Genomic DNA, 25,544 nt, shown 5'->3' on the forward strand with positions numbered 1-25,544 from the left:
CGGACTACTTATTAAAATTAAGATATGTCGTCTTTGTAGTAAAAGTGATCTGAAGAGATCAATCTCAGACATTATGCGTGTAACACATGAAAGCTCGATTTTAGGTTGTCATTTCGCCATGCTGATACTGAAATAAATTCAGCATGACGTAGTTGGTATCAACATGACGTAGTTGTTATCAACATGACGTAGTTGTTATCAGCATGACGTAGTTGGTATCAACATAACGTAGTTGGTATCAATATGGCTGAGTTATTACCAATCAATACCTTTTTGTGCTTTTATATTATTATCAAAAGCATGTTTAATCGATTGCACTTCACTTACTGTATCAGCTAATTCTAAGAGTGAACGGTGTGCGCCACGGCCTGTGGCTATTACATGTTGCATCGGCGGGCGATTAGCGATGGCGTCTAGTACTTCATCAAGATCAAGGTATTTAAACGACAGCATGTAAGTCAGTTCATCAAGTAGCACAACATCAACGGTTTCGTCAGCTAATAGTTTCTTTGCTTCTTTCCAAACAAGTTGAGCAGCGGCAATATCGGTTGATTTATCTTGTGTATTCCAAGTAAACCCTGTTGCCATCACGTGAAAAGGTACGCCGAGCTTTTCTAGGACATTTCTTTCGCCACAAGCCCAAGTGCCTTTTATAAACTGAATGGCTGCTGCGTTTAGACCGTGTCCTACTGCGCGAGTTAGCGTGCCAAATCCTGATGTTGACTTACCCTTACCGTTACCTGTAATTACAATTAATATACCGCGTTCATCAGTGGCAGCATCAACTCTTGCATCAACTTTGTCTTTTACTTTTTGCATGCGTGCTTGGTGTTTTTCACTTTTTTGTGTTTCGTCAACCATGAGTATTCCTATGGGTAATTATAGTTTTTTTAAAGAGGAGAAAAGGCAAGGCTAACGTTAAGGGGGGCCCTTAAAAAATAGCAATTTACCGTGTATTCCCGCACGATTTTATTGATGTTAATGGTGGTGATTTTATTGTGGATAGGTATGCTGACTCATTGGCAACTCTTAAGTCACTACAATTTACAGTTGCGGGAACAGTCAAGGTTTCTCACCTTATTCCCTAAACACATTTACGTTGCGTTAGTTTACGAGATTTATAATTATTTACAATATCTAGCGGTATTAAACATCATTGATTTTATGTTTTTGATAAATAGAATCTAAGGCCGGGTATTTTCAGTAATAAAAAAGCCAACAATAGTTGTTGGCTTTTTAGTGTTTTTCTAATAATAACGTTATTTAATTAAGCCATTGGCTTACCAAATTTTTACACGTTTCTCAGGGGCGATATACATAGCATCACCTTCTTTAACGTTAAACGCTTTGTAGAATTCAGGCATGTTAGATAAAGAGCCTAATGCACGGAACTCACCAGGTGAATGAGGGTCAGTTGCTACTTGATTACGTAATGATTTCTCAACCTTTTTTCCACGCCATACTTGAGCAAAGCCCATGAAGAAACGTTGATCGCCAGTTAGTCCGTCAATTACCGGTGCTTCTTTACCATTTAATGAAGCAATATAAGCTTTATACGCGATAGTTACCCCTGATAAATCACCAATATTCTCGCCCAGTGTTAAAGAACCGTTTACATTTAAGTCTTCAAATACTGAATAGCCATCGTATTGTTTTACCAAGTCATCGGTGCGAACTTTAAAGGCTGCTAAATCTGCTTCAGTCCACCAGTTACGCATGTTACCGTCGCCATCATACTTACTCCCTTGGTCGTCAAATCCGTGACCCATTTCATGACCGATAACCGCGCCAATACCGCCATAGTTAACCGCATCGTCAGCGGCTAAGTTGAAAAATGGTGGTTGTAATATGGCTGCAGGGAAAACAATTTCATTCTTAGTTGGATTGTAATAAGCATTAACAGTTTGCGGCGTCATGCCCCATTCTTGCTTATCAATTGGACCACCTAACTTAGCGACTTCTTTTTGATGAGAAACACTACCAGAACGCATTTTATTGCCAACTAAGTCATCACCTTTAATAACAAGTGCGGAGTAATCTTCCCACTTATTTGGGTAACCAATTTTAGGATCAAAGCTTGCTAGTTTTACATGGGCAGCTTTTTTAGTTGAATCAGACATCCACTCTAGTTCATCAATACTTGCACCATATGCTCCGCGTAAGTTTTCAACAAGTTGTGTCATTCGGGTTTTAGCTTCAGGCTTAAAGTGACGGCTCACATAAACTTTACCAATAACCTCACCTAAATTGCTGTTAACTACGCCAACACCACGCTTCCACATTGGACGTTGTTCTTTTTGTCCTCTTAACTGCTGAGAATAAAAGTCAAAATTTTCATTATCTAAATCAGCGGTTAAAGAACCAGCAAAGTTACTTAAGGTATGGAAAGTTAAGTAAGTTTGCCAATCAGCTAATGAGGTTGCTGCAAATATTTCGCCAAAACCTTTAACAAATGAAGGTTGGTTAATAATGATGTCTTTTTGGGCTGATACGCCTTGAGCAGCAAGGTAAGCATTCCAGTTAAATGCATCAGTAACTGTGTTTAAGTCAGCGACATCGAATTTATTGTAAGTTTTACTGCTGTCACGAGTTTCAACTTTTGTCCAATGAAAACCTGCTAATTTAGTTTCAATTGCCATGACCGTTTGCGCAGCAGCTTTACCGTTTTTCAAACCAGCTAAGTTGAACATATTTTCAATATGAGCAACATAACCTTTACGTAATGCGGCAAAACGTTCGGTTTCATCAAAGTAGTAATCTCTGTCGGGTAAGCCTAAACCTGTTTGCCAAATATGAGTGGCATAGCGAGTTGAGTCTTTACCGTCAACGCTGATATAAAACGCTAATGGGCTACCTACACCATTTTTTTGATTTTCACCAAAAAATGTCGCAAGTTCATTCTTGTCTTTTAAACCATTGATGCTATCAAATAATGGTTGGATAGGAGCCGTACCTGCAGTATTACGTGCATCCATGTTCATATATGAACGGAATAAGTCAGCTACTTTTTGCTCGTCGCTGCCCATTTTTAAATTTTCTGTTGCTGCTAATTCTTCAATGATTACTTTTACATTGTCATCAGCTTCGTCACGTAAGTCATAAAAGGCACCAATTGACGTTTTATCTCCAGGGATTTCATTAGCGTTCAACCAAGCACCGTTTACATAACGATAAAAGTTGTCTTGTGGACGAACGGATAAGTCCATTGTTGCTTTGTCGATACCTGAAGCTAATGCAGTTTTTTGCATGATAGGCATTTCTTGCTTAGTTGTCTCAGTGCTTTCTGGATTGTCGTTGCAAGCGGCAAGCAACAATAACGAAGAACAGACTGCACCTGTTATTATTTTTTTCATGGTAATCTCATTATTATTAAGTAAAGAATATGGTTATAAAATGGTAAACGCATTGATACTAAAGGGTTACAGGGCTTTTTACTAGATTTGGACATGAATTTTTACATAATGTATCAGCAGTGCCGTATTTTATTTTGTACATTAAGCCTGATGATTTTTTTATTTTTTTATTTAACTAATTGAAAGTAATCGTAATATTTTTTACTTTGATTTTTATCAATATTAATTGTTGGCTTTTTTGCTGCCAAATAAAACATTGACTGTGCTATGCTGTGGCTACTTATAGAGTAATAGTTCTCTTACTGAATAACATAAGATGAAGTTTAATTAATGTTTCAACCCGTCAGTTTTTTCATTGGGCTACGCTATAGTCGTAGCCGTAAAAGTTCTGGATTTGTATCCTTTATCACTTTTTTCTCCATTGTCGGTATCGTCCTGGGTGTCGCATCATTGATCACCGTTGTTTCCGTTATGGACGGTTTAGAAGGTGAACAAAAACGGAGAATATTGGGTCTAGTTCCCCATATTGTCGTCGCCAATCAACCTCAGCAAAACAAAAACAATGCTTTACCTACATGGCAAATCCTACGTGAACAATTATTACTTACGCCTAAAGTTAAAGAAGTTACTCCTTTGTTGGAAAGTGAAGCACTCATACAAGCTAATTCTGGCGCATTACGCGGTGTACTCATTCAAGGAATCATGCCTGAATTCGAGCAGCACAATATTGTTAACAACTCTATGGTATCAGGACATTTAGATAATCTATCGACACAGAGCTTTGCCATTGTTATCGGACAGTCGTTAGCAAGGCAACTTGATGTCGATTTGGGTGATAAAATACGTTTAACACTGCCTAATAAAACCGTATTTACCCCAATGGGGAGAATTCCGGTGCAACGCACTTTTACCATCGCTGGTATTTTTAGTGTTGGCTCACAAGTTGATGAAGGACTGGTCTATATTCACAGTAAAGATGGCGCAAAACTTCATCGACAAAGAGGTGATGGCGTTGAAAAACTTCGTTTGTATCTTGATGATGCTTTTGCTGCTGAGCAAGTGGTCAAACGTTTAAAACAACAATATCCACAGTATGATTTTACGACATGGCGCGATACTCAAGGCGCTTTATTTTCTGCTGTGCGCATGGAGAAAAATATGATGTGGTTGATGTTGAGCTTAATTATTGCCGTTGCCGCGTTTAATATTGTTTCCGCTTTAGTGATGGTTGTTATCGAAAAAAAGGGTGAAATTAGTATTTTACAAACACTTGGGCTAGATCGTCTTGGCGTGGTAAAAATATTTATTACTCAAGGTTTAGTTAATGGTTTTTGGGGCGTCACTATCGGTACTGTGGTTGGCGCCATACTAACCTTAAATTTAAACACTATATTTACCCTTCTCGGTGTTAATTTATTGGGAGCAGGGCAGTCTTTGCCCGTCGAACTATCAGTGAACAATGTGTTTAGTATTGTTTTATCAGCGTTAGCGATGAGTTTTATTGCTACATTATATCCCGCTTATCAGGCTTCTTTAACAGAGCCTGCCGAGGTTTTACGAAATGAGTAAAGGTTTACTTTGTCAGCAATTATCAAAGTCATATTATCAAGGTAGCATTGAAACCAAAGTCTTAGACGGGCTTGATTTGTCAGTAGATGCGGGTGAACTTGTTGCTATAGTGGGCAGCTCTGGTTGTGGTAAAAGTACTTTTTTACATATAGCTGGAGCACTCGATTCTCCATCTTCAGGGCAGGTCTTTATTAGCGGTGTTGATATCCACCAGTTATCTGACAAGCAACGTGCTAAATTTCGCAATAAACATATTGGTTTTATTTATCAATTCCATCATTTAATGATGGAGTTTTCAGCACAAGAAAACGTGGCAATGCCTTTACTGATTCGCGGGGATTCACCTAAATCGGCCCTAGCTGCCGCACAAGAAATGCTCACACAGGTTGGGTTAAGTCACCGCTTTGAGCACCGGCCCTCCGCGCTTTCTGGTGGTGAGCGTCAACGTGTCGCTATTGCTCGGGCATTAGTGACTAAACCTTCATTAATATTAGCTGATGAACCAACAGGTAATTTAGACTTTGATACCGCAGAGCAAATATATCAGTTATTACGTGACCTTAATAAAACGGTAAACACCAGTTTTGTTATTGTTACCCATGACTTAATACTTGCTGCCAGAATGGATCGTCAACTACGTTTATCGCACGGCCGGTTAGCGCCCCTTGAAAGTTAAGGCTTTTAAATGACCAAATCATTAAGTTTATTTTTAGGTTTACGTTATGTGCGTAGCCGAAACGGTAATGGCTTCTCTTCGTTTATTTCAGCATCTTCCACTATCGGTATTGCGCTTGGTGTAATGGTATTGATTATAGTGCTCTCAGCAATGAACGGTTTCGAGCGAGCATTAGCGCAACATTTGCTGTCGGTTATTCCTCACGGTGAGCTAATTGCTATTAATACGCCGATAGATAACTGGCAAAAACACGTGGCGAAAGCACAACAACATCCACAAGTGATAGCCGCTGCACCTGTGATTAAACTTACCGGTATGATGCAACATGGCAGTGAACTCAAAGCCGTTGCTGTGCGTGGTGTCGATGTAAAGTTAGAACAGCAAGTTTCTACCATTGCCGATTATATGATTGCCGGCAGCTGGCAAGCGATCGTTGATAATGAAAATACCGAAAACCCTACGGTTGGTGTTGTTATCGGTTCGGGAGTTGCAAAAAAATTACAACTTGAATTAGGCGACTCACTACAATTGTTACTATCGAGTGTTATTGCCCAAAAAAATAACCAGCAAGTGAGTGCTAAATTTCCTGTGCCGGTTAAGCACCAAGTAAAAGTTGTTGGCATTTTTAAATTTGGCGGTACGATTGACGAAAACTCTGTATATCTTTCACTTGAGCATGCCGAAAAAATGGTTAATCTCGCGAAGGGGCAAGTTCAGGGAATTCGCATAAAAGTAGCTGATGTTTTTCAAGCGCCCCAGGTAACACGTGATGTTGCTTATAGCTTTGATGATACTTATGTTGCCATTTATGATTGGACACGAAGTCACGGCCATATTTTTAATGATATACAACTTGTACGATTAGTGATGTTTATTGTCTTAATATTAGTCATAGCGGTAGCAAGTTTTAATATTGTTTCAACGCTTATTATGGCAGTCAATGAGAAAAAAGGTGATATCGCTATTTTAAAAACTATGGGAGCACCGGCGAGCGTTATAATGATGACCTTTATGTTTCAAGGACTGGTTAATGGAGTCGTGGGTTGTCTAGTGGGGACAGTGTTAGGTATTGTTATCTCATTAAATTTAACTGATATTGTTACTGCAGTAGAAACACTTCTTAACGTAAAAGTGTTATCAGGTGATATCTATTTTATCGACTTTCTTCCCACTCACTTAAGCCAAACTGATGTTGTAATCACTGTTTTTACGGCTTTACTGATGAGTTTACTGGCGACTATTTACCCCGCATGGCAAGCAACTAATGTTGAGCCAGCGCAGGTGTTAGGACAAATGTAGCGGGTTTCGCTTTTACATTATTAACAGATGATTTTTATCACCAACGCGAGACTAGAGCAGATTTTTACTTTCTACTTTCTACTTTTACGTTTATTCCATTGTTTGATAACAGAATATCGCCATAGGCCATGTATGGCAAAATAACCTATTAGCGAGAAAAGTACCGCTAGCACGCCACAGCCAAGTAAAAATGCTGGTCCAATAGTTGATAAACTATCAACCAGCCATTGCCAATTCGCTTCAAATACAAATTCTTTTTCAGATCGGCCTAGTAGCCAGATGCCAACCATATAACAGCCATAAAAAATTGCGGGTATTGTGAGCGGATTAGTTATCCAAACGAGTGCAACAGAAAGTGGCAAATTCGAATGTACTATAATAGCAACACCAGCAGCTAAAACCATTTGAAAAGGTACCGGGATAAAGGCAAAAAATAAACCTACGGCAAAAGCTTTTGCGACAGAATTACGGTTTAAATGCCATAAGTTGGGGTTATGCAATGACGCACCAAAAATTTTTAAATGTTTATTATTTTTTATGGTGTTGTGATCCGGCATATAACGCTTGAAGAGTTTTTTAGGCATATACTTACTTATATTATCTAGGCTTTATTTATCGATTAGACAGATACGGAAATTAATCACTATGGAACGGTGGCTATTTACATTTTTTATCGGTGCTATTTTGTCACTATTCTTACCGATAGTACCAGACATTTCGCAAGTTTATATTTGTTTTTGTTTTGCTGTCATTTTTTGTCTCATCAAAAGGTTACGGAGTTATAGTGGGCTCTTTTTTGGCTGTGCTTGGTTACTCTATGCTGGCTTCGTTTATCAAAATATATGGCAAGTTAATAGCCTAATTACAGATGATTTTTTCGGTACAACCTTAACGGTAAGAGGTGTTGTTGCTAATATTCCAAAGTCATTAACGCGTAAAACAAACAAGGATGAAAGGGTTAAACAAGTATCACGTTTTAATTTTGTTGTTGAAGAAGTCAATCAACAAAAACTTCAATCAAAGATAAATATTCGTCTGCGTTGGGATCATAAGTCTGTTAAACCGGATCACTTAAAAAAAGTTACTAAGATTAACCAAGGCCAGAAATGGCAACTTACGGTGCGAGTAAAACCTGCCCATGGTTTTGCAAATATTGGCGGTTTTAGCTATCAAACATGGTTAAGACAAAAGGAACTCCATGCTACTGGCTATGTAAAACATTCAGCAAAAAATAAATTAATAGCAGCGCAGCCTAGTTATCGTCAAAAATTGTACTTACAACTCAATGAATTAATGGACTCATTGACTTTAACAAACGAGCTGCACCATTTTATTTTTGCTCTTACCTTTGGCGAGCGTGGCAAAATTACGGCTGAGCAATGGCAAGTTTTACAAGCAACAGGAACACAGCATTTAATGGCTATTTCTGGCTTACACTTAGGCTTAATTGCCAGTGGTGCTTTTGGATTCATGTTGATGTTTTTTCGCTATAGTCCGTTTTACGTACTGTTAACTCAAAAAGGCAAGTTATGGTTGGTAAAAAAGAACAGCCGTATCGTGGCTTTCGCTTTTAGTAGCTTAGTCGCACTATTTTATGCTTATCTGGCCGGCTTTTCTTTACCCACATTACGTGCCTTGATCATGATGCAAATATTTATTTGCGCTAAGCTCGTGGGGGTTAAATTAACAATAATACGTTGGTTATTACTGAGTATCGTTTGCATTATATTAATATCACCCTTTAGTCTATTTAGTGTCAGTTTTTGGCTAAGCGTTTATGCGGTATCACTGATATTATTGGTTATCTGGCGATGTCGAAAGTTACTCTTAACATCAGGTGATGGTCAAGTTGACAAAATAAAAGCCTGGCTCCACTCTCTAATTATTATCCAGCTAGGCTTAACATTATTTATGTTGCCCGTGGCGGCTTTATTGAATCATCAACTGCCTCTTTCTGCATTACTTGCTAATATTATTGCCGTGCCTTGGATGAGCTTTACCGCTATTCCGTTATGTTTATTGGCTGTGGTTGCTATGCCTTTTAGTGAAACGCTGGCTATGTTTTTTCTTGAGTTATCGTTAATATCATTAACGTTTATTTGGCAGTGGCTAAGTTACTTATCGAGCCAACAATGGCTGTTTATCGACGTTAGCCATCAGACATTAATGATTATTTTGATAATCAGCGGTTTATGCTTCATCAGTTATTTTTTAGCCTTACCCAAAAAAGTACTGGCTGTTGCGCTATTACTCACTTTTTTATTCAGTTATATGTTTTTTAATGACCAACAAAAAAATGATGATTGGCAAGTAAATGTCCTTGATGTTGGGCAAGGGTTAGCGGTTGTTATTGAAAGGCATGGGCAGGCTATTTTATACGATACTGGGGCAAGTTACCCCAGTGGATTTAACTTGGCAGAAAGTGTGGTTTTTCCTTATTTACAGTATCAAGGTTTGACCACTCTTGACTATTTACTGTTAAGTCATGCAGATAACGACCATGCTGGTGGCTTGGCTTTTATCGATAAAAAAATGGCGCTAAATAAAATTATCGTTAAGCACATCAAATATAATCAACCGGTAGAAGATGTTGGCAGGTATAGTTTTGTTAACATGTACAGTTGTAAACAAGGCGATGACTTTACTTGGCAAGGTCTCACTTTTTCTGTGTTGTGGCCGGTGGTTCTTGAAGATAAAGAAAATGATAATTCGTGCGTGATCCATATTTCTGATGGTAAATATAAGGTGCTATTAACGGGTGATATTCCTCATAAAGTTGAAAAAATACTGGTCGCTAATACTGAAATCGCTAATCAGTTAAAAGCTGATGTTATTGTTGCGCCGCACCATGGCTCTAAAACCTCATCAAGTACGCGTTTTATTAAAGCGGTTTCACCCGAGGCCGTTATCTTTAGTGCGGGTTTTATGAATCGATGGAAGATGCCTAATAAAGCGGTACTTAAACGTTATCATCAGCTTAATGTAACGCCGTATGCAACTGCTGAGCATGGAATGATCCGCATAAACATTACCGAACAAGCCCTTGAAATTCAATCTTATCGTCTGCATATCAAGCCATATTGGTTTGCTAATTAACGTTGTAAATATTATTAGTTGGTTGCAACTAAGAAATAACGCTAAAATGGCTTGGATATGAATAATTAATCGCGAAGTCACAGAGAGACTGAATGTTAGCAAGTAAAAGCAAAGTAGCCGCACAAGCCACAACGTGGCAAAATTTTAAACGCTTAATGAGTTATGCCAAACCTTACAAAGCAGGGTTTGTCATCGCTATATTAGGGATGCTTGGCTATGCCGGTATCGACACTTTATTTTTCTCGCAGTTACAGCCATTAATCGATGATGGTTTAACTGATGCTAATCCTAACTTTATGAAGTGGGCCCCACTTTTTGTTATTGTTTGTTTTATTATCCGAGGTATCTGCCATTTTTTTGGTAATTATTGTTTAGCTTGGGTGGGTAATAATGTCGTTACCGATTTAAGACAAAATTTATTCGAACACATTATGGCGCTACCGGTGACTTTTCATGATAAAGAGTCTACTGGAACGTTAATCTCTAAACTGACCTTTGATACCGAGCAAGTTCTTAATGCAACCAGTAAAGCGTTGCTTACCTTAGTACAACAAGGTGCTATGGTGATTGGCTTTCTCGCGGTTATGTTTTACAACAGTTGGCAGTTATCAGCAATATTCCTCCTTATAACTCCTATCATCGCTATTATTGTTACTGTGGTTTCGAAACGTTTTCGCCAAGTTAGTAAAAAAATTCAAAATGCGATGGGAGAAGTCACTTCTGCTGCCGAGCAGACCTTTAACGCTCATAAGGTTGTCTTAACCTTTGGCGGGCAAGAACGTGAATTCGAACGTTTTGGTCAGATAAATAAACATAATCGCCAACAGCGCATGAAAATGGTGGCCACAAAATCTTTCAGCGTACCCTTAATACAAATTATCGCTTCTTTTGCGTTAGCGTTTGTACTTTACGTTGCCAATTTAGAAAGTATGAAAGCAAGCTTAACGCCAGGGATTTTCATAACGGTGATTACTTGTATGACTATGCTACTGAGACCTTTAAAGTTACTAACTACGGTTAACAGTGACTTTCAAAATGGTATGGCGGCTTGTGTCAGTATTTTTGCAGTGCTTGACCAAGAAAATGAAAAAGACACGGGTCAACAATCACTTGAGAAAGCCAAAGGAACACTTGCTTTTGAACAAGTTGATTTTTCTTATACTAACGACGAAAAATTAGCGCTTACTCAACTAAGCTTTACCGCGAATGCTGGAGAAACAGTAGCTTTGGTTGGTCGCTCGGGGAGTGGTAAATCAACCGCCAGTGCAATTTTACTGCGCTTCTATGATGCAACAGCGGGTAAAGTATTAATTGATGGAAAAGACATTACCTCATACAAGTTGAAAGACTTACGTGCTCAGTTTGCTTATGTTTCTCAGCAAGTGGTGTTATTCAATGACTCTATCGCTAATAATATTGCCTATGGTAAACCCAGCGCCAGTCGTGACGAAGTTTTAGCTGCGGCTAAAAGTGCTCATGTGCTTGAGTTTGCAGAAAATATGGTTGATGGAATAGATACTAATATTGGTGATAATGGTGCTTTACTTTCTGGTGGACAACGCCAACGTGTTGCTATCGCTCGAGCATTATTGTGTGATGCACCTTTTTTAATTCTTGATGAAGCAACCAGTGCATTAGATACCGAGTCAGAACGTCATATTCAAGATGCTTTGCAAGTTTTACAAAAAGATCGTACCTGTATTGTTATTGCTCATCGCTTGTCTACCATTGAAAATGCCGATAAAATTATCGTTATGGAACAAGGGAAAATTCTTGAACAGGGCGATCATCAAACATTATTAGCAAAAGAAGGTGCTTATGCAAAATTACACAACTTTCAATTTAGCGAATAAAATGACGGTTGAGATTTTGCTATGCGCTTAATTGAAAAGGTTTGGTTTTTTCAACACCCAGCAAAATGGCTGCTCGTGCCGTTCTTGTTACCGTTAACCGTTATTTTTTGGTTGCTATCCGCGTTACGAAGAAAATGCTATCAACTGTATTTTTTTAAATCTTTTGGTATCGACATCCCTGTTGTGGTGGTGGGTAATATTGGTATTGGTGGTAACGGAAAAACACCGGTGGTTTTGTACTTAATTAAGCAATGCTTAGCACAAAACATGAAAGTTGGCGTTATTAGTCGAGGTTATGGCGGACAAGCACCGCACTATCCCTATTTACTCAATGCAAGCAGTAGCGCAGCTGAAACAGGCGATGAGCCTTTATTAATTTATCAACGCCATGGTATTCCTGTTGTGGTTGGCGGCGATCGAGTGGCGAGTGCCAGGTTGTTAATGCAGCAAGGCTGCGACGTTATTATTGCTGATGATGGTTTACAACACTATCGCTTAGAACGAGATTTTGAGCTTATTGTTATTGACGGTAAACGCGTGTTTGGAAATGGCTTGTTATTACCCGCAGGGCCATTACGTGAAGGTTTATGGCGTTTAAAAACAGTCGACGCGCTTATCTTTAATGGCGCAACGCCAACCGATAATAAAGTCTATCCAGTCGGTATACCACAAATAACAATGACTTTAATGGCAAAAATGGTGGTCAATGTTAAAACCAAGCAGGAACTATCATTAACTGATTTTTATCAACAGTTTAATGATAACGAAAGTCAAACTAAGTGTATCAATGCTATCGCCGGTATTGGTGACCCTAGCCGTTTTTTTAAAACCTTAGTTGATAGTGGTTTTAGTCTTGAAGCATCGGTAGGTTTCAAAGATCATCAGCATTATAATGAAGCACAATTTGTCAGTTTTTCTGACGATATTCCACTTTTGATGACAGAAAAAGACGCGGTAAAATGTACGTCTTTTGCTAAAAATAACTGGTGGTATTTACCGGTTGATGCCCATATTGAAAATAAACAAATAACGCCATTTTTAGATGCGCTATTTGACAAAGTAAAAGCAGATAAACTGAGCCGTATTAAGGCTAGATTCACGCTAAGTTAACTAATAAATAAACTGATAAATAAGAGAATAAACATGGCATTTGACGTAAAACTAATGGAAATATTAGCTTGTCCAGCATGCAAGGGCAAACTTGATTACAATAAAGAACAACAAGAATTGATCTGTAGATTCGACCGCCTTGCTTACGCTATTGAAAAAGGTATTCCGGTCTTGTTAGAAAGTGAAGCGCGCCGTATTACTGAAAATGACTAATTAAATATATTTGGAGAATTAAATGTCTTTTATTGTTGTAATACCTGCTCGGTTTGAGTCGTCTCGTTTACCGGGAAAAGTGTTAGCCGATATTAATGGTAAGCCGATGATCCAATGGGTTGTTGAAAAAGCCCAGCAAAGCGGTGCTAGCCAAGTGATTGTCGCCACTGATAATAAGCAGGTTGAAGAAGCGGTATTAGCATTTGGTGGCGAGGTTTGTAAAACTCGTGCCGATCATCAATCGGGTACCGAACGTCTAGCCGAAGTGATGAACATTTATAACTTTGACGATGATCAGGTTATCGTTAATGTTCAGGGGGATGAGCCTTTTATTCCCGCTGAAAATATTGCTCAAGTTGCCAGAAATTTAGCAGACCAGCAAAGAACAAACCAACAACAAGCTAGAATGGCGACACTTGCTGTGCATATCCATGACGTTGAAGAGGCTTTTAATCCTAACGCGGTTAAAGTGTTAACAGATAAACACGGTTATGCGATGTACTTTAGCCGTTCGACGATCCCTTATGACCGAGATCGCTTTCTTAATGAGGAAAGTCCCGCCGCTATTGGCGATTTTTACTTACGCCATATTGGTATCTACGCCTATCGCGCTGGGTTCATTAAAGATTACGTGCAATGGCCGGCCAGTCAATTAGAGCAAATTGAGTCTTTAGAACAACTGCGCGTATTATGGCAAGGTGAAAAAATTCATGTTGCGGTAGCAGAAACTCGTTTAGCGGTTGAAGGGGTTGATACGCCAGAAGACCTAGAAAAAGCTAGAGCTTACGCTTTAACGCTTTAATTTTTTATAAAATTAAATAGAATAAAAAAAGGCCTTATGTTTTCACATAAGGCCTTTTTATTACGCTAACGAAATATTATTTTAATAGTTCAAGCGCTTTAACACAGCGACCAATTTGTTGATGGCTAGCTTTGACTGTCTTTAACACTTGTGGCTTCATACCACTGTAGTCTTTAATCAGTTGCGCTAATTCTGCTTCACTGACTGCATTACATTGTGTCGGCAACATGCTACCGGCAAAAGATTCTAATAAACCTAAATCACTTCCTTCATTTAATTTAGGAATGTGTGCGAGAATTTTAGCTTTATAAGGCGCTTCTAAAGCTTGTTGCTCACCAGGGAATAAACCCCACATAATATAACGAAGGGTAGAAAGTTTTAGTTTGTCAGGGTTATTAATAACGATGTTAAACCATTTTTCTTTAACTTCAGCCTCAGGTCGAATAACTTCTGCATAAATAGCACTTTTAACACCTGAATCGGTAATGTCTTTTTTGGCTTCAGTGCTCAATAATGCTTGGTAATTACCATGTTGGTAACGGTTCATTTTAGCAATTAATGTCCAGCGCTTGTCTTGATCTATGGTAATACCATCAAAACTTTTTTCACCGTTCAAAATGTTTTGTAAGTGATTTAAATGCTTAGTTGTTTTCGTTACACCAACATAACGGCCATACCAAAGTTTTTGGAAGTCTGAACCCGCTTCGGCATTTTCTAATAAACGTAAGTATAAGTTTTCAACGTCCATATAAAGCGCTGTATAATCTTTTTGCTCTAAACGTGTTGCAACAGTTAGGAAGCCTAAAGCCGAGGTTAACGTACTCGCAATTTTACGTGATACGTTATAATCGCTTTCACCTTCAATATTAGCCATGGCAAACGTTACCAACTGGTCAGCGGCTAAATTTGCATCGTTGACGCTGTCAGACAAACTCTGCCATAGCATTAAGCGCATAGTGGGGTTATCAATCGCATTAATGTGTTGTTGTGCCGATGCCAATGACTTTTCATCAAGATCTACTTTTACGTAACCCCAATCGGCTTCGTTTGGATAAACCAAATCAGGACATGCTTGACCTATCACGGCCTTAATCTCAGTGGTCGCACCTTTATACATAATAGGTGTTGCAGAGGTTAAGTTCATCGCATTACCATCAGCACTAACATTGTATAAACCTATTTGAACACGTTGTTCACGTAATGTTGGGTAACCTTCTGGTGCTGTTTGGTTTATTGCAAACGCGCTAATCTTACCGTCACTACATTGGTAATTAACTTTGATGGTGTTTAAGCCTGCATTATATAACCAGTCTTGTGTCCACTGGGTCATATCTTTACCTGCAGCTTTGCCTAATTCACCGATAAAATCTTCTAAATCAGTATTTTGGTAAGAAAACTTTTTCAAGTAATTGCTGACACCAATACGGAAATTCTCTTCACCTAAATAATAAGGCAACTGCTTTAATACTGATGCGCCTTTACCGTAGGTAATACCGTCAAAATTTGATAAAGCAACACCCGTAGAAGCAACCGGTAGTTCTATCGCATGAGTGTTCACTGAGTCATCAGTGCGGTAAGCCCATTGTTTAGTACCAGAGTAGAATACATCCCAGTTGTTCTCAAAGTCGCTGGCTTCTGCAATAGCTAAGTTGGCCATATAAGTAGCAAAACTTTCATTTAACCATAAGCCGTTCCACCAGCGCATGGTGACTAAATCACCAAACCACATGTGTGCCATTTCATGAGCAATAACATTAGCAAGACTCATACGAGCACTGGTTGATTTCTCTCCACGTGCAATATAGCCTTCATTGAATGTAACCGCAGCAACGTTTTCCATAGCACCGGCATTAAAGTCAGGTGCGACAATTTGGTCATATTTGCCAAAAGGGTATTGCACATCGAAGTACTTATTGAAGAAGGCAAAACTTTGTTTGGTTGGAATAAACCATTCGTCAGTTTTAACGTATTCGGCTAAACTTTGACGAGCAAATAAACGCAATTTCATCCCTTCAAAATCATCTTCCCATACAGAGTAATTACCTGCATGAAGAGAGAAAACATAAGAAGAGAATCTTGCTGAAGCAGGAAATGACCATACTTTGTTATCACCGTTTTCGCTAATAGTTGTTTCGCGAGTGGCGCTAATTATTTGCCAATGAGCGGGAGCGGTCACTTGTATTTCGTAGCTGGCTTTTAAATCAGGTTGATCAAAGTGAGGAAATAATCGGTTCGCGTCATAAGGTTCAAAATCGGTGTATAAGTAAACTTCACCATTTTTAGGGTCAACAAAACGATGGAAACCAGAGCCGTCAGTAGAGTAAGGACGCTGGTAATCTATAGTAATACTTTGCTTACCCGCAGTTAACTCGCTAGCAGGAATAGTGATAAACCATTTTTCATAGCTAAACTTAACTACTTTGCCATTAACTTTTAATGACTTTATAGTACCTTCATCAAAATCTATGGTTAAATCATTTTGATTGTTCTCTACTAAGTCAAAGAGTAATTCGGTAGAGCCAGAAAAACTTTCGCTTTTATTATCAATCGTCACACTTAACTTATAGCTAACGTTGCTGACTTGTTTAGCACGCATCTCAGCATAAACTGCTTCAAGTGATTCACTTTGAGTGCGTAATAAACTTGTTTGTTGTTGTACGGTTTCAGCGACTGCTGAGTCGCTTGCTGTGTCTGCTTTTTCACAGCCCATCAGTGCAACACTTGAGCCAATAATAGCAATGGACAGCGCCTTAGCTATTTGAGATTTATTTAATGTCATTTACCCAGATCCTACTTTATTATTTTTAAGATTTCCTAGTGGAAACACTTTTCATTGTAAATACCTCAGTATTTATATCATATAAGCGGGGGAAATTTACTTCAGTCATCGCGTAAATAATGGAGTTGATCGAATTTCAACTGATTTTTAACAAGGCTTGCTTTTTATCAACTTATTTTTATCTACTTTTTTAATTAAAACAGAGTGGTATTAGTATTTTCTTAGTATTTATTCATGTCAAATAAGTGTTGTTTGTTATTCACTTTTTATTGTTTTTGTTTGCTGCTTTATGTCAAAAGTTAATTGTGCTGAGTAATATTGATCAACGCGATGAGCATTTATTGTAATAAGGAGATTAAAATGCCGACGTTCATCTTATTTTCTATCTGTTCAAACGAATAAACCTTGTAAGGGGACGTTACTTCTCTTTATTATAATCAGGAGCCATTAATCAAAAGAAATAATAATGAACATAAAAAGAACCCTAACAAGCATCGCAATAATAAGTACTATGGCCCTTTCTGGTCATAGTTATGCAGATACCGCTGAAAAAGATCAAGCAAAGAAAGTTTCATCATCAACCTGGCTAAATTTATCTGAAAGTGAGTTAGTTGCCGTTGAAAAATATGCGACCGATTACAAAACTTTTATTTATCAAACACCAACAGAATTGACCTTTGTTACAGAAACTATAAAACGTGCTGAGAAACAAGGTTTTAAGCGTTTGTCTGACAAAAGTAACTTAAAGCCAGGTGCTCGTTTTTATGACGTCAATCGTGACCGTACTATTTCATTAATTGTTATTGGTAAAAAAGGCCTTGAGCAAGGTACTCGTATTGTTGGCGCTCATATTGATTCACCTCGCCTAGAACTTAAAGGACGACCGCTTTATGAAAAAGAGAAGTTTGCTATGCTGCAGACTTATGTTCATGGTGGTATTAAAACCTATCAATGGGTCAATATCCCTTTAGCGCTGGTTGGCCGCGTTGACAAAAAAGACGGGACAGTTGTTAATATCTCTGTTGGCTTTGATGAAAACGATCCTATTTTTATGGTACCTGATTTAGCCCCGCATGTTGATCATCCAAACAGGGATCGTAAAAGTCGTGATGTGATCAAGAAAGAAGAACTTGATGTTATTATCGCAGCTAAGCCTGACTTAGATAAATCAATAAAAGAATTAATTACCGATTTCTTAAAAACAGAGTATGACATTTCAATCGAAGATTTAGTGTCTGCTGAATTAGCCTTAGTACCAGCAACTAAGCCTCGCGATGTTGGCTTTGATCGCAGCATGATCGCTGCTTATGGCCAAGATGATAAGGCAAGCTCTATTGCCGCTGTTACTGCCATCTTTGAACAGAAAATTCCAGAGTATACCTCAGTTGCCTTTTTAGTGGATAACGAAGAAGTGGGCAATATTAATAATACCGGGGCAAGCTCAACTTATCTTGTTGATATGTTAAGTGGCTTGTTATACAACCAAATGGGTGACGATTATAACGATTACCAGTTACGTAAAGTTTTGCGTAATACCAAAGTTATTTCAGCGGATGTTAACCCGGGTGTTAATCCTAACTGGGCTGGTGTTTGGGAATTAGGCAATGCGCCACGTTTAGGTAACGGTATTAACTTGAAACTTTACGGTGGTGGTTTTAATGCTAACTCAGAGTACATGGCATGGACGCGTAATTACTTAGATAATAATAAAATCAAATGGCAAACATCGACTTATAAAGGTAAAGCTTCTGGCGGAACTATTGGTAGCGATTTGTCTAATGACAATATGGAAGTAATTGATTTTGGTGTACCCATTTTGTCAATTCACTCTCCTTATGCGGTAGGTTCAAAAGTTGACTTATATTCATTATATAAAGCTATGTCGGCTTTCTATCAGCAAAAATAAACTTAACACTTAATTTCAATATCAAAAGATCAGCATTTGCTGATCTTTTTTCTTTATATAAAGCTAAAATATCATTTTTTATAATGAATACAAGACTCGATGATATTAGTGCTTTAAGTCTTAGTGGTGATTACTTTATAATTACTGTAATGGATCGCTAAACTTAGGAAGAATTCTTGATATGCTATTAAAATTATTTCAGCTACAAAACCGCCCAATAAACTCATTGTTAAACAATTATAAAAAAACACTTTTATTACTGCCTATCTTTTTGGGTATACAAGCATGTGGAGGAGGTGGTGGCAGCGATAATACGACCCCAACAGCGCCAAAAAGTTATGCTTTTTCATTAACGTCTACACTGACCAATAAATGTGGCGAAAAACTACCGTTTGTTGATGTTGAGTTGTTTATTCAAAATAATGATTGGAGTGTTGTTACAAAGTTACAGCCAAACGATGATGGACTTTTTAGTTTTTTATCAGACAATGAACTCATCAATTACACACTTGTTGCTAAAACTCAGCAAGAAGGAAAAGTGGAAGGTTTAGATTTTGTTAGCTTTCATCAGGTAAAAGCAACAACGCCCGCCATTTATCAGGCAGAACATATCAGTAAAGTTGTTGATGCTAATTGTGAATGTATCACTCGAAATGTTGAAGTGTCACATACCCCTATCTCTGATATTACCCAAGTAACCAGCTCAGCAACATTTACCAGCACTGAAGCTGTAGACTCACAACGCACTAACTTTATTAATGTTGAAGCTTGCCGAGCAATTGATGGCGCTTGGCCACTACATTCTTTCTCGCTTGTTGGTACTGGAAATAACAGTAACGTTCTGGGTGCTGCTGGCTTTATTGATGATTTTAGTCAAACAGCCGTTAATAGCGACAATCAAGCTGTATGGCAACTTTCAGCTTTCGCCGCTATTGAACAAATTGGCTTAAATAAAAATCATCAGCCTTTTACAACACAACAGTTATTTTTAGGGCAGGCGCATTTTGCAACAAGAGTTCTTGAAGATGATAACTCAGTTGATTTATTTAATAGCCATCTTTATGTTTCAGAAACTGTTTATCAATCAAATGCTGAGGTTATTTTATCTGAAACTGATTCTGCCTTTGGTCAAATAAAAATATCGAGCCAGCACCAAGTTATTTCTTCAGCTTTTAACACTAGTTTTGCCTTAGCGGCTGCAACGAAAAAACCAGATGTTGATGATATTTATTTCTCAGAAATCAAATCAGACTGGAGTTATGATTACAGTAATGTTGCTAATTATCCTTTGGCTATAATTACCGTCAATTATCAAGCTTACCACCCCGAAAATAATACACCTATGCCAGCTAAATGGACAAGTTATGGGCGAATTACTGGTCAATTACCCGTAACTACAGCTTTACCTGGTTATGAAGGTATTATTAATGATGAGACCCTTGTATTGGGTACCAGTACAGATTTGGTACAAAGTGAAGATACTGATAAATATGAAAATTATTTATTGTATTATCAAAATGAAAATAATAACTCTTTTGCTAATAATGTAAAAAATTATCACATATCAATAAAAAAATAAGGTTATCTTTATATGAAAACGGCGCTATAAAGCGCCGTTTTTTATTAATACACGTTACTTTTAGCCATTAATCTACTGCTTGTTTCGCTCTAACAGGATTTGCATACATAGTTAATAACCAATGCTGCTGCTGTTCAGTTAAATCAGACATCCTGCTATTTAACTGATTCATTACGCTTTGCTTAATGTCATCTTGCTGGTGAAGCTGGGCATAAGCCGTTAAGTTGCTGTCATATAATTTATAGTTACTGATAATCTCTTTATCAATAGCTTTTGCAACGGCTTTACTATCGGCATAGTCGCCTTTAATCGCGTGGCAGAACTCAACATGAACACGACCTTTTTTCCCCATTAACCCTTGTGTAATACTATTTAAGTCTTCGTTTTCTTTCTTTTTATAACACCCCGTTGCTTCTCGTTCTGCAAGTTCGATGGCTTTATCTCTATCACAGGGATCAAATTCATACGAAATTGAAACAGGTACAATATTAATTTCATTTAAATAGTCTGCAAGCGGCGTTTGCTTGTCTTTGTTTAGTAATAACATTGAAATTAAAGCCGAGTTGGTTTTGTCTATCCCGTCTTTAGCACGACCTTCTCGCTGCGCTATCCAGATGTTTTGTTGGCGCTCATAAACTGTATGGTGAATATAGGCTGATAATTGCTTTGACGCATTGAGCATGGCACGTTTTGACTCTTCACTGCGTTTAACAATGAAGCTTTTGTTAATACGCATTAAGTCAGCAACCCAAGGTTGATGCAATAAGTTGTCGCCAACTGCTGCCTCAACGGTATTAATGCCGCTGTTGTACAACGCCCAATTAATTAATGCGACATCAAGTACTATGTCTCTATGATTACTGATAAACAGCATAGGTTTACTTGTATCAATTTTCTCTAAACCATGAAAAGTAAAACCATCGGTACTTTTTTTTACTAGGTGATGCAAGTACTTTGCTACTTCACGTTGAATGTCTTCGATGTTATGAAACTTACTCACGCGTAACTTTAACGTCCATTTTACCACTGAGCGACAAATTACCGGTAGAAGCTTGTACAGTCGAGGCATTTTAAAACTAGCAATAGAAGAAAGTAGCCCTTGGTCATTAATCAGTTTTCGGATCACAGTTGCAACCTCATCATCACGATAAGGGCGAATATCATCAAACATGTAAGGTCTCTTTACTGCTTAACAGCGATTAATTAACTTAAAAATTGGCGGATATTATAACCGCTTTTTAAATGAAAAGACTCCTATTGTTTATGCTTTACTTTTTTAAATAATATAATTTCATTAGCTTAGGGGTAAATAATAATATTAATATAAAAAATGAAGCAAAATCCAAATAAAATGTATAATTTTTGCTACAGTTAATTGTGTAAGCTCTTTTATGAATTAATTTATATTTTTTTCATACTAAGGCCTTGCGTTTTTCGACTTTACCCTCAAGTCTTAAATAGAGCAATAAACAAAAGGAATACCTATGAAAATAAATCTTTCAGGTCACCACGTAGATGTTACCGATGGTGTAAAAGAACATATCGATGAAAAATTCTTAAAAATTTCTAACCATTTTCCAACGCTGATCTCATTAGACATTATTCTTTCAAAAGAGCATGGAAAATATGGAGCAGAAATAACAACAAATTATGAAGGTGGTCGTATTGCTGTATCAGCAGAAGACGATGTCATGTTTCCCGCAATTGCTAGTGTAGCCAAAAAGCTTGATGCCGCACTTAAACATAGAAAAGGCCAATTAAAAGCAAATTTACACAGTAAGCCTGTTTCAGTTACGCCTGAAATTGCCCATGAGAAAGTTCAAGAAATGAATTTGAACTAATTTCAAAGTAGTTATACTTAAATGTTTACGGGAGCTATTGCTCCCGTTTTAGTTTCTAGCTTATTATTATCATTATGAATGGTATACTTAACGTGTGAATAAATAAGGTAGTAGAAGTAAAATATGTTGGCCCTTTCAAATAATGTCTGGTTAGATCAAAATGAACTCGAGTTAACCGCTATTCGTGCACAAGGGGCGGGAGGACAAAATGTCAATAAAGTATCATCAGCGATTCATTTACGCTTTGATATTAAGGCATCGTCTTTACCTGATTTTTATAAAGAACGTTTATTAGCATTAAAAGATAAACGTATCACTAAAGAGGGAATTTTAGTTCTCAAGGCGCAACAGTATAGAACACAAGAGAAAAATCGTGAATCTGCGCTTGAGCGTGTTGTTGAAGTGATTAAATCAGCAATGGTTATTCAAAAGGTTCGAAGAGAAACTAAACCATCAAAAAATTCCAAAAAAAGACGCTTAGCGGGTAAATCTCACCGCGGCAATGTAAAAGCACTCCGCGGCAAGGTCACTGACTAGTTAAGATATTTTCATTTTACGTCGTAAGCCGACTAAAGATAATGCCAGTAATGCAAAGTAGGATAAGCCACCGCCACCGCTACTATCACTTGAACTGCTCTCCTGATTAATCAGCGTATTTTTTACCGGAGATAGGCTTTCAGCCGTTGTGGTTGAACTATTTGAAATGGTAACAGTACGAATAGTTACAAAATTTTCATTTGCAGGTACAAAATTACTATTAGCACATTGCTCGTCGGTATAGTCTGGCATTGGTATACTTTGACAAATGGGTAACTGAGCTATTTTATCGATATTATCCATACCTTCAATCACTTCACCAAACACCGTAAAACCACCATTTTGTCTATCTAAAATAGCGCTATTATCTTTATAATTAATAAACCACTGACTGGTTGCACTATTGGGACTGTTTGCTACTTTTGCCATCGCGACAGTTGCTCTAACATTTGAATACAATGGCTCATTTTTTACAGAACTATCAACATCAATGGCCGTTAATGGAAAGTTTCCGTTAAATTCAAAGCCTCCCGCTTGCATAATAAAGTTAGGCACTAAACGATGAACAACAGTATTGTTGAAATCCCCGTCATTAATGTACTTTAAAAAATTTTCTACTGTTTTAGGCGTGGTTTGATCGTGTAAGTTAATTTTGAAATTCCCTTGAGAAGTTTCAAATTCAACAATTGTCGCATTACTCGATACTGATAATAGTGTCGCAATAGAAAATGCACCCGTTAGTACGAGTGATTTAGGAGAAGTTTGATACATAGTAACCTTAAATTTATTAGGGATAATAATAGTTGAATACAATGCTAGAGATACTAAAAGTATTAGTCTAAAACAACAAGAGCTTTTCTTACCTGTAAATTTGAGTTTGTGGTTGTAGCGTTTTTTTTCAGCATATCAATGAGGCTATAAAAGCGGTGAGAGCTGATAACGTATATCGTTATTAACGACATACGTTAAATAAATCCCAGTATATTTGAGATTAAAATAAAAAAAGTCGTCTGAATTTACCTAATGTGATTTAAAATCTGAGCAAAAAGTACCAGTAGTTAACAAACATTTAAAGTGAATGAAAAAAACGATTAGTGCGTGGTAAAAAGTTATTATTGTAATCTAGAGAAAAAGCTACTTGACTAGATTTGCCAACAATTTCCTTCCTTGGCACTAAGCCAATTACCCGTGAATCTGCACTATTATCTCGGTTGTCGCCCAGAACTAGATACTGACCAGTAGGCACTATAACTTGGTTGAAGTTATCCAATTGTGACGCCAACTTACTGGTTCGAATAAAATGTGGCTGGCCATTGATCGTCTCAATCTTGTCGTGGTAATTGTTCGATGGCAGGTTTGTTGTTGATTCTTTTTTGTAGCTAATCACTTGGTTGTTTATAATTAATTTATTGTTTCTCATAGTAACTGTATCACCTGGAACACCAATTACACGTTTTACTAAACGTTTATCTGAGACCACTGAATCAAAAATAATGATGTCATTGGTTTGTGGTTCGGAAAGTGTAACAAGAGAAATATGAGTGAAGGGTAAGCGAATATCATAAGCCATTTTATTAATAAAAATTCTATCGCCTTCAACAATTGTTGGTTTCATCGAACCTGTAGGTACGTCACTCCAGTCAGCGACAGCGCTACGAAAAACTAACATTAAACCAATAAAAATAAATAATAACTTATTTTCTTTCCATAGTTTCTTGAGACTATTTTTCATTTTATTTCCTTTTAAATATTGATGACACAGGTATAGTTATTAACAGAAAATCTTAGTTTATTATGACCATTATTTTTTGATTTGTTGCTTATGAAATGTAACGGATTATGACAACTTTACTGTTTAACAAGGAAAGAGCTCATGAATAATGCGTTAATAATAGCTTTGTATAACTTTTAAAAAGTAAACTTCGTTGGTCACTTCACTTGCTAGTGTGAAACTTATTTAGTGTTCATATCACTATAGGTTTCGAGCTTAAACTATGGATCGCTAAGGTAGACTAGATAAAATCAAACGTTAACTTGAGAACAAATAAAAAATTATTATTTACTTGAATTTTTTATTAAAGCTAAGGAGAATTCCTGTAGAATTTACCTGTATTTGTAAAGTAACTAACCAAAACGATTATATTAATGACTAAAAAGATAAAAGTACCGTTAAAACATAAAAACGCTGAATCAGCTGAGATAACCTTAGGTTTAACCGATCCTAAAAGCCCAAGTAATGTTGGTGCTGTAATGCGCGCAGCAGGATGTTATCAAGTTGATAGCGTACTCTACAGTGGTGTTAGGTATGCAAGAGCTGCGAAATTTCATACCGACACACAAAGTGCCAGTAAAAAAATACCTTTAATTGGTGTTGAATCTTTGGTGGAAAGTTTACCCGAAGGGAGCAAGCTAATATGTGTTGATTTAATTGAAGGAGCGGTGCCATTGCCGGCCTTCATTCACCCTAAAAATGCTATGTATGTGTTTGGCCCTGAAGATGGCACTATTAGTCAGGCTGTTATCGATAAAGCTGATGCTGTGGTATATATTCCAACGAATGGTTGTATGAACTTGGCAGCTACAGTAAATGTTTTACTTTATGACCGCTTAGCAAAGTCTGCAATAGCTATTGGTGACGATGAACTTATCCGAAAAAGTAGAGATACAAATAACACGGTAAAAGTGAAACAGTAAAATGGCTTGTTAATAGTGTTAACCTAACGGTTTGTTCATAAAACAAACAAAAGAATTAATAAAGTCGATAAAAAACTTGACTCTTTCTGTCAACGATATACAATGCACGCAGCTAGAAAGTACTACCTATATTTATGTACCAAGTTTCGAAGTTATGTTAGTAGCTCGTCCTGTTTAATAAGTCATAGCAACACTCTCAGCATCATCGTTTTAGTGAATTAAATTTATTTAATGGCT

Annotated in this window: 20 protein-coding genes and 1 riboswitch; of the genes, 13 read left to right on the forward strand and 7 right to left on the reverse strand. The window is 37.4% G+C overall.

Features of this window, described 5'->3' with window-relative positions:
- Positions 1-255 precede the first annotated feature (255 nt).
- Both cobO and H4J69_RS16825 read right to left on the reverse strand, forming a co-directional pair.
- Positions 256-861: a cob(I)yrinic acid a,c-diamide adenosyltransferase gene (gene cobO / locus H4J69_RS16820; protein WP_070376046.1), complete on the reverse strand. Its 606-nt coding sequence runs from the start codon at positions 859-861 to the stop codon at positions 256-258.
- Positions 862-983: 122 nt separating this feature from the next.
- A riboswitch (cobalamin riboswitch) is annotated at positions 984-1,128 on the reverse strand.
- Positions 1,129-1,280: 152 nt separating this feature from the next.
- A complete protein-coding gene (locus tag H4J69_RS16825) occupies positions 1,281-3,353 on the reverse strand; it encodes a M13 family metallopeptidase (protein ID WP_182222049.1) in 2,073 nt (690 codons plus the stop codon).
- 330 nt (positions 3,354-3,683) lie between these two features.
- On the opposite strand from H4J69_RS16825, the gene H4J69_RS16830 reads away from it, so the two are divergent.
- Genes H4J69_RS16830 through lolE form a run of 3 tightly spaced genes read left to right on the forward strand, consistent with a single transcriptional unit; the run spans position 3,684 to position 6,897 of the window.
- Positions 3,684-4,922 carry a lipoprotein-releasing ABC transporter permease subunit gene (locus H4J69_RS16830; protein ID WP_182222050.1) on the forward strand — a complete coding sequence of 413 codons (1,239 nt, stop codon included), beginning with the start codon at positions 3,684-3,686 and terminating at the stop codon, positions 4,920-4,922.
- A complete protein-coding gene (gene lolD / locus H4J69_RS16835) occupies positions 4,915-5,598 on the forward strand; it encodes a lipoprotein-releasing ABC transporter ATP-binding protein LolD (protein WP_182215095.1) in 684 nt (227 codons plus the stop codon). The genes H4J69_RS16830 and lolD overlap by 8 nt, the downstream gene beginning before the upstream one ends.
- A 9-nt stretch (positions 5,599-5,607) precedes the next feature.
- Positions 5,608-6,897, forward strand: a complete 1,290-nt coding sequence (gene lolE, locus H4J69_RS16840; protein ID WP_182244892.1) for a lipoprotein-releasing ABC transporter permease subunit LolE — start codon at positions 5,608-5,610, stop codon at positions 6,895-6,897.
- Positions 6,898-6,968: 71 nt separating this feature from the next.
- Here lolE and H4J69_RS16845 read toward each other — a convergent pair whose 3' ends face one another.
- Positions 6,969-7,481: a DUF2062 domain-containing protein gene (locus tag H4J69_RS16845; RefSeq protein ID WP_182222052.1), complete on the reverse strand. Its 513-nt coding sequence runs from the start codon at positions 7,479-7,481 to the stop codon at positions 6,969-6,971.
- Between the two features lie 61 nt (positions 7,482-7,542).
- Here H4J69_RS16845 and H4J69_RS16850 point away from each other — a divergent pair, with 61 nt between their 5' ends.
- The 5 genes from H4J69_RS16850 to kdsB all read left to right on the forward strand — a co-directional run bounded on the left by H4J69_RS16850 (position 7,543) and on the right by kdsB (position 13,971).
- Positions 7,543-9,993: a DNA internalization-related competence protein ComEC/Rec2 gene (locus H4J69_RS16850; protein WP_182222053.1), complete on the forward strand. Its 2,451-nt coding sequence runs from the start codon at positions 7,543-7,545 to the stop codon at positions 9,991-9,993.
- A 92-nt stretch (positions 9,994-10,085) separates the two neighbouring features.
- Entirely contained in the window at positions 10,086-11,846 is a 1,761-nt protein-coding gene (msbA, locus tag H4J69_RS16855) for a lipid A export permease/ATP-binding protein MsbA (protein ID WP_182215087.1), read from the forward strand.
- Between the two features lie 21 nt (positions 11,847-11,867).
- A complete protein-coding gene (lpxK, locus tag H4J69_RS16860; RefSeq protein ID WP_182222054.1) occupies positions 11,868-12,956 on the forward strand; it encodes a tetraacyldisaccharide 4'-kinase in 1,089 nt (362 codons plus the stop codon).
- A 33-nt stretch (positions 12,957-12,989) separates the two neighbouring features.
- Positions 12,990-13,169, forward strand: coding sequence for a Trm112 family protein (locus tag H4J69_RS16865; protein WP_070376055.1), 180 nt, complete (start codon positions 12,990-12,992; stop codon positions 13,167-13,169).
- Positions 13,170-13,191: 22 nt separating this feature from the next.
- The gene (gene kdsB / locus H4J69_RS16870) at positions 13,192-13,971 is read left to right on the forward strand and encodes a 3-deoxy-manno-octulosonate cytidylyltransferase (protein ID WP_182222055.1); all 780 of its coding nucleotides are present in this window, start codon (positions 13,192-13,194) and stop codon (positions 13,969-13,971) included.
- Between the two features lie 76 nt (positions 13,972-14,047).
- On the opposite strand, the gene pepN is transcribed toward kdsB, so the two are convergent.
- Entirely contained in the window at positions 14,048-16,750 is a 2,703-nt protein-coding gene (pepN, locus tag H4J69_RS16875; RefSeq protein WP_182244891.1) for an aminopeptidase N, read from the reverse strand.
- A gap of 466 nt (positions 16,751-17,216) precedes the next feature.
- On the opposite strand from pepN, the gene H4J69_RS16880 reads away from it, so the two are divergent.
- The gene (locus H4J69_RS16880) at positions 17,217-18,656 is read left to right on the forward strand and encodes a hypothetical protein (RefSeq protein ID WP_220467902.1); all 1,440 of its coding nucleotides are present in this window, start codon (positions 17,217-17,219) and stop codon (positions 18,654-18,656) included.
- Between the two features lie 181 nt (positions 18,657-18,837).
- The gene (locus tag H4J69_RS16885; RefSeq protein ID WP_182222057.1) at positions 18,838-20,235 is read left to right on the forward strand and encodes a hypothetical protein; all 1,398 of its coding nucleotides are present in this window, start codon (positions 18,838-18,840) and stop codon (positions 20,233-20,235) included.
- 67 nt (positions 20,236-20,302) lie between these two features.
- On the opposite strand, the gene H4J69_RS16890 is transcribed toward H4J69_RS16885, so the two are convergent.
- On the reverse strand, positions 20,303-21,406 hold the full coding sequence (locus tag H4J69_RS16890; RefSeq protein ID WP_182215079.1) for a 1-acyl-sn-glycerol-3-phosphate acyltransferase: 1,104 nt from the start codon (positions 21,404-21,406) through the stop codon (positions 20,303-20,305).
- Positions 21,407-21,719: 313 nt separating this feature from the next.
- Here H4J69_RS16890 and hpf point away from each other — a divergent pair, with 313 nt between their 5' ends.
- On the forward strand, positions 21,720-22,076 hold the full coding sequence (hpf, locus tag H4J69_RS16895) for a ribosome hibernation-promoting factor, HPF/YfiA family (protein WP_070376060.1): 357 nt from the start codon (positions 21,720-21,722) through the stop codon (positions 22,074-22,076).
- 123 nt (positions 22,077-22,199) lie between these two features.
- The gene (gene arfB / locus H4J69_RS16900; RefSeq protein WP_070376061.1) at positions 22,200-22,613 is read left to right on the forward strand and encodes an alternative ribosome rescue aminoacyl-tRNA hydrolase ArfB; all 414 of its coding nucleotides are present in this window, start codon (positions 22,200-22,202) and stop codon (positions 22,611-22,613) included.
- Here arfB and H4J69_RS16905 read toward each other — a convergent pair whose 3' ends face one another.
- Together H4J69_RS16905 and lepB are read right to left on the reverse strand one after the other, a co-directional pair.
- Positions 22,614-23,384, reverse strand: coding sequence for a peptidylprolyl isomerase (locus H4J69_RS16905; RefSeq protein WP_182244889.1), 771 nt, complete (start codon positions 23,382-23,384; stop codon positions 22,614-22,616). It abuts the gene before it with no gap.
- Positions 23,385-23,682: 298 nt separating this feature from the next.
- A complete protein-coding gene (gene lepB, locus H4J69_RS16910; RefSeq protein WP_182215073.1) occupies positions 23,683-24,345 on the reverse strand; it encodes a signal peptidase I in 663 nt (220 codons plus the stop codon).
- A 413-nt stretch (positions 24,346-24,758) separates the two neighbouring features.
- Here lepB and H4J69_RS16915 point away from each other — a divergent pair, with 413 nt between their 5' ends.
- Positions 24,759-25,307: an RNA methyltransferase gene (locus tag H4J69_RS16915; protein ID WP_182215072.1), complete on the forward strand. Its 549-nt coding sequence runs from the start codon at positions 24,759-24,761 to the stop codon at positions 25,305-25,307.
- Positions 25,308-25,544 lie beyond the last annotated feature (237 nt).

Origin of the sequence: Colwellia sp. BRX10-9 (genome assembly GCF_014077405.1) — a bacterium.
Taxonomy (GTDB): Bacteria; Pseudomonadota; Gammaproteobacteria; order Enterobacterales; family Alteromonadaceae; genus Colwellia_A.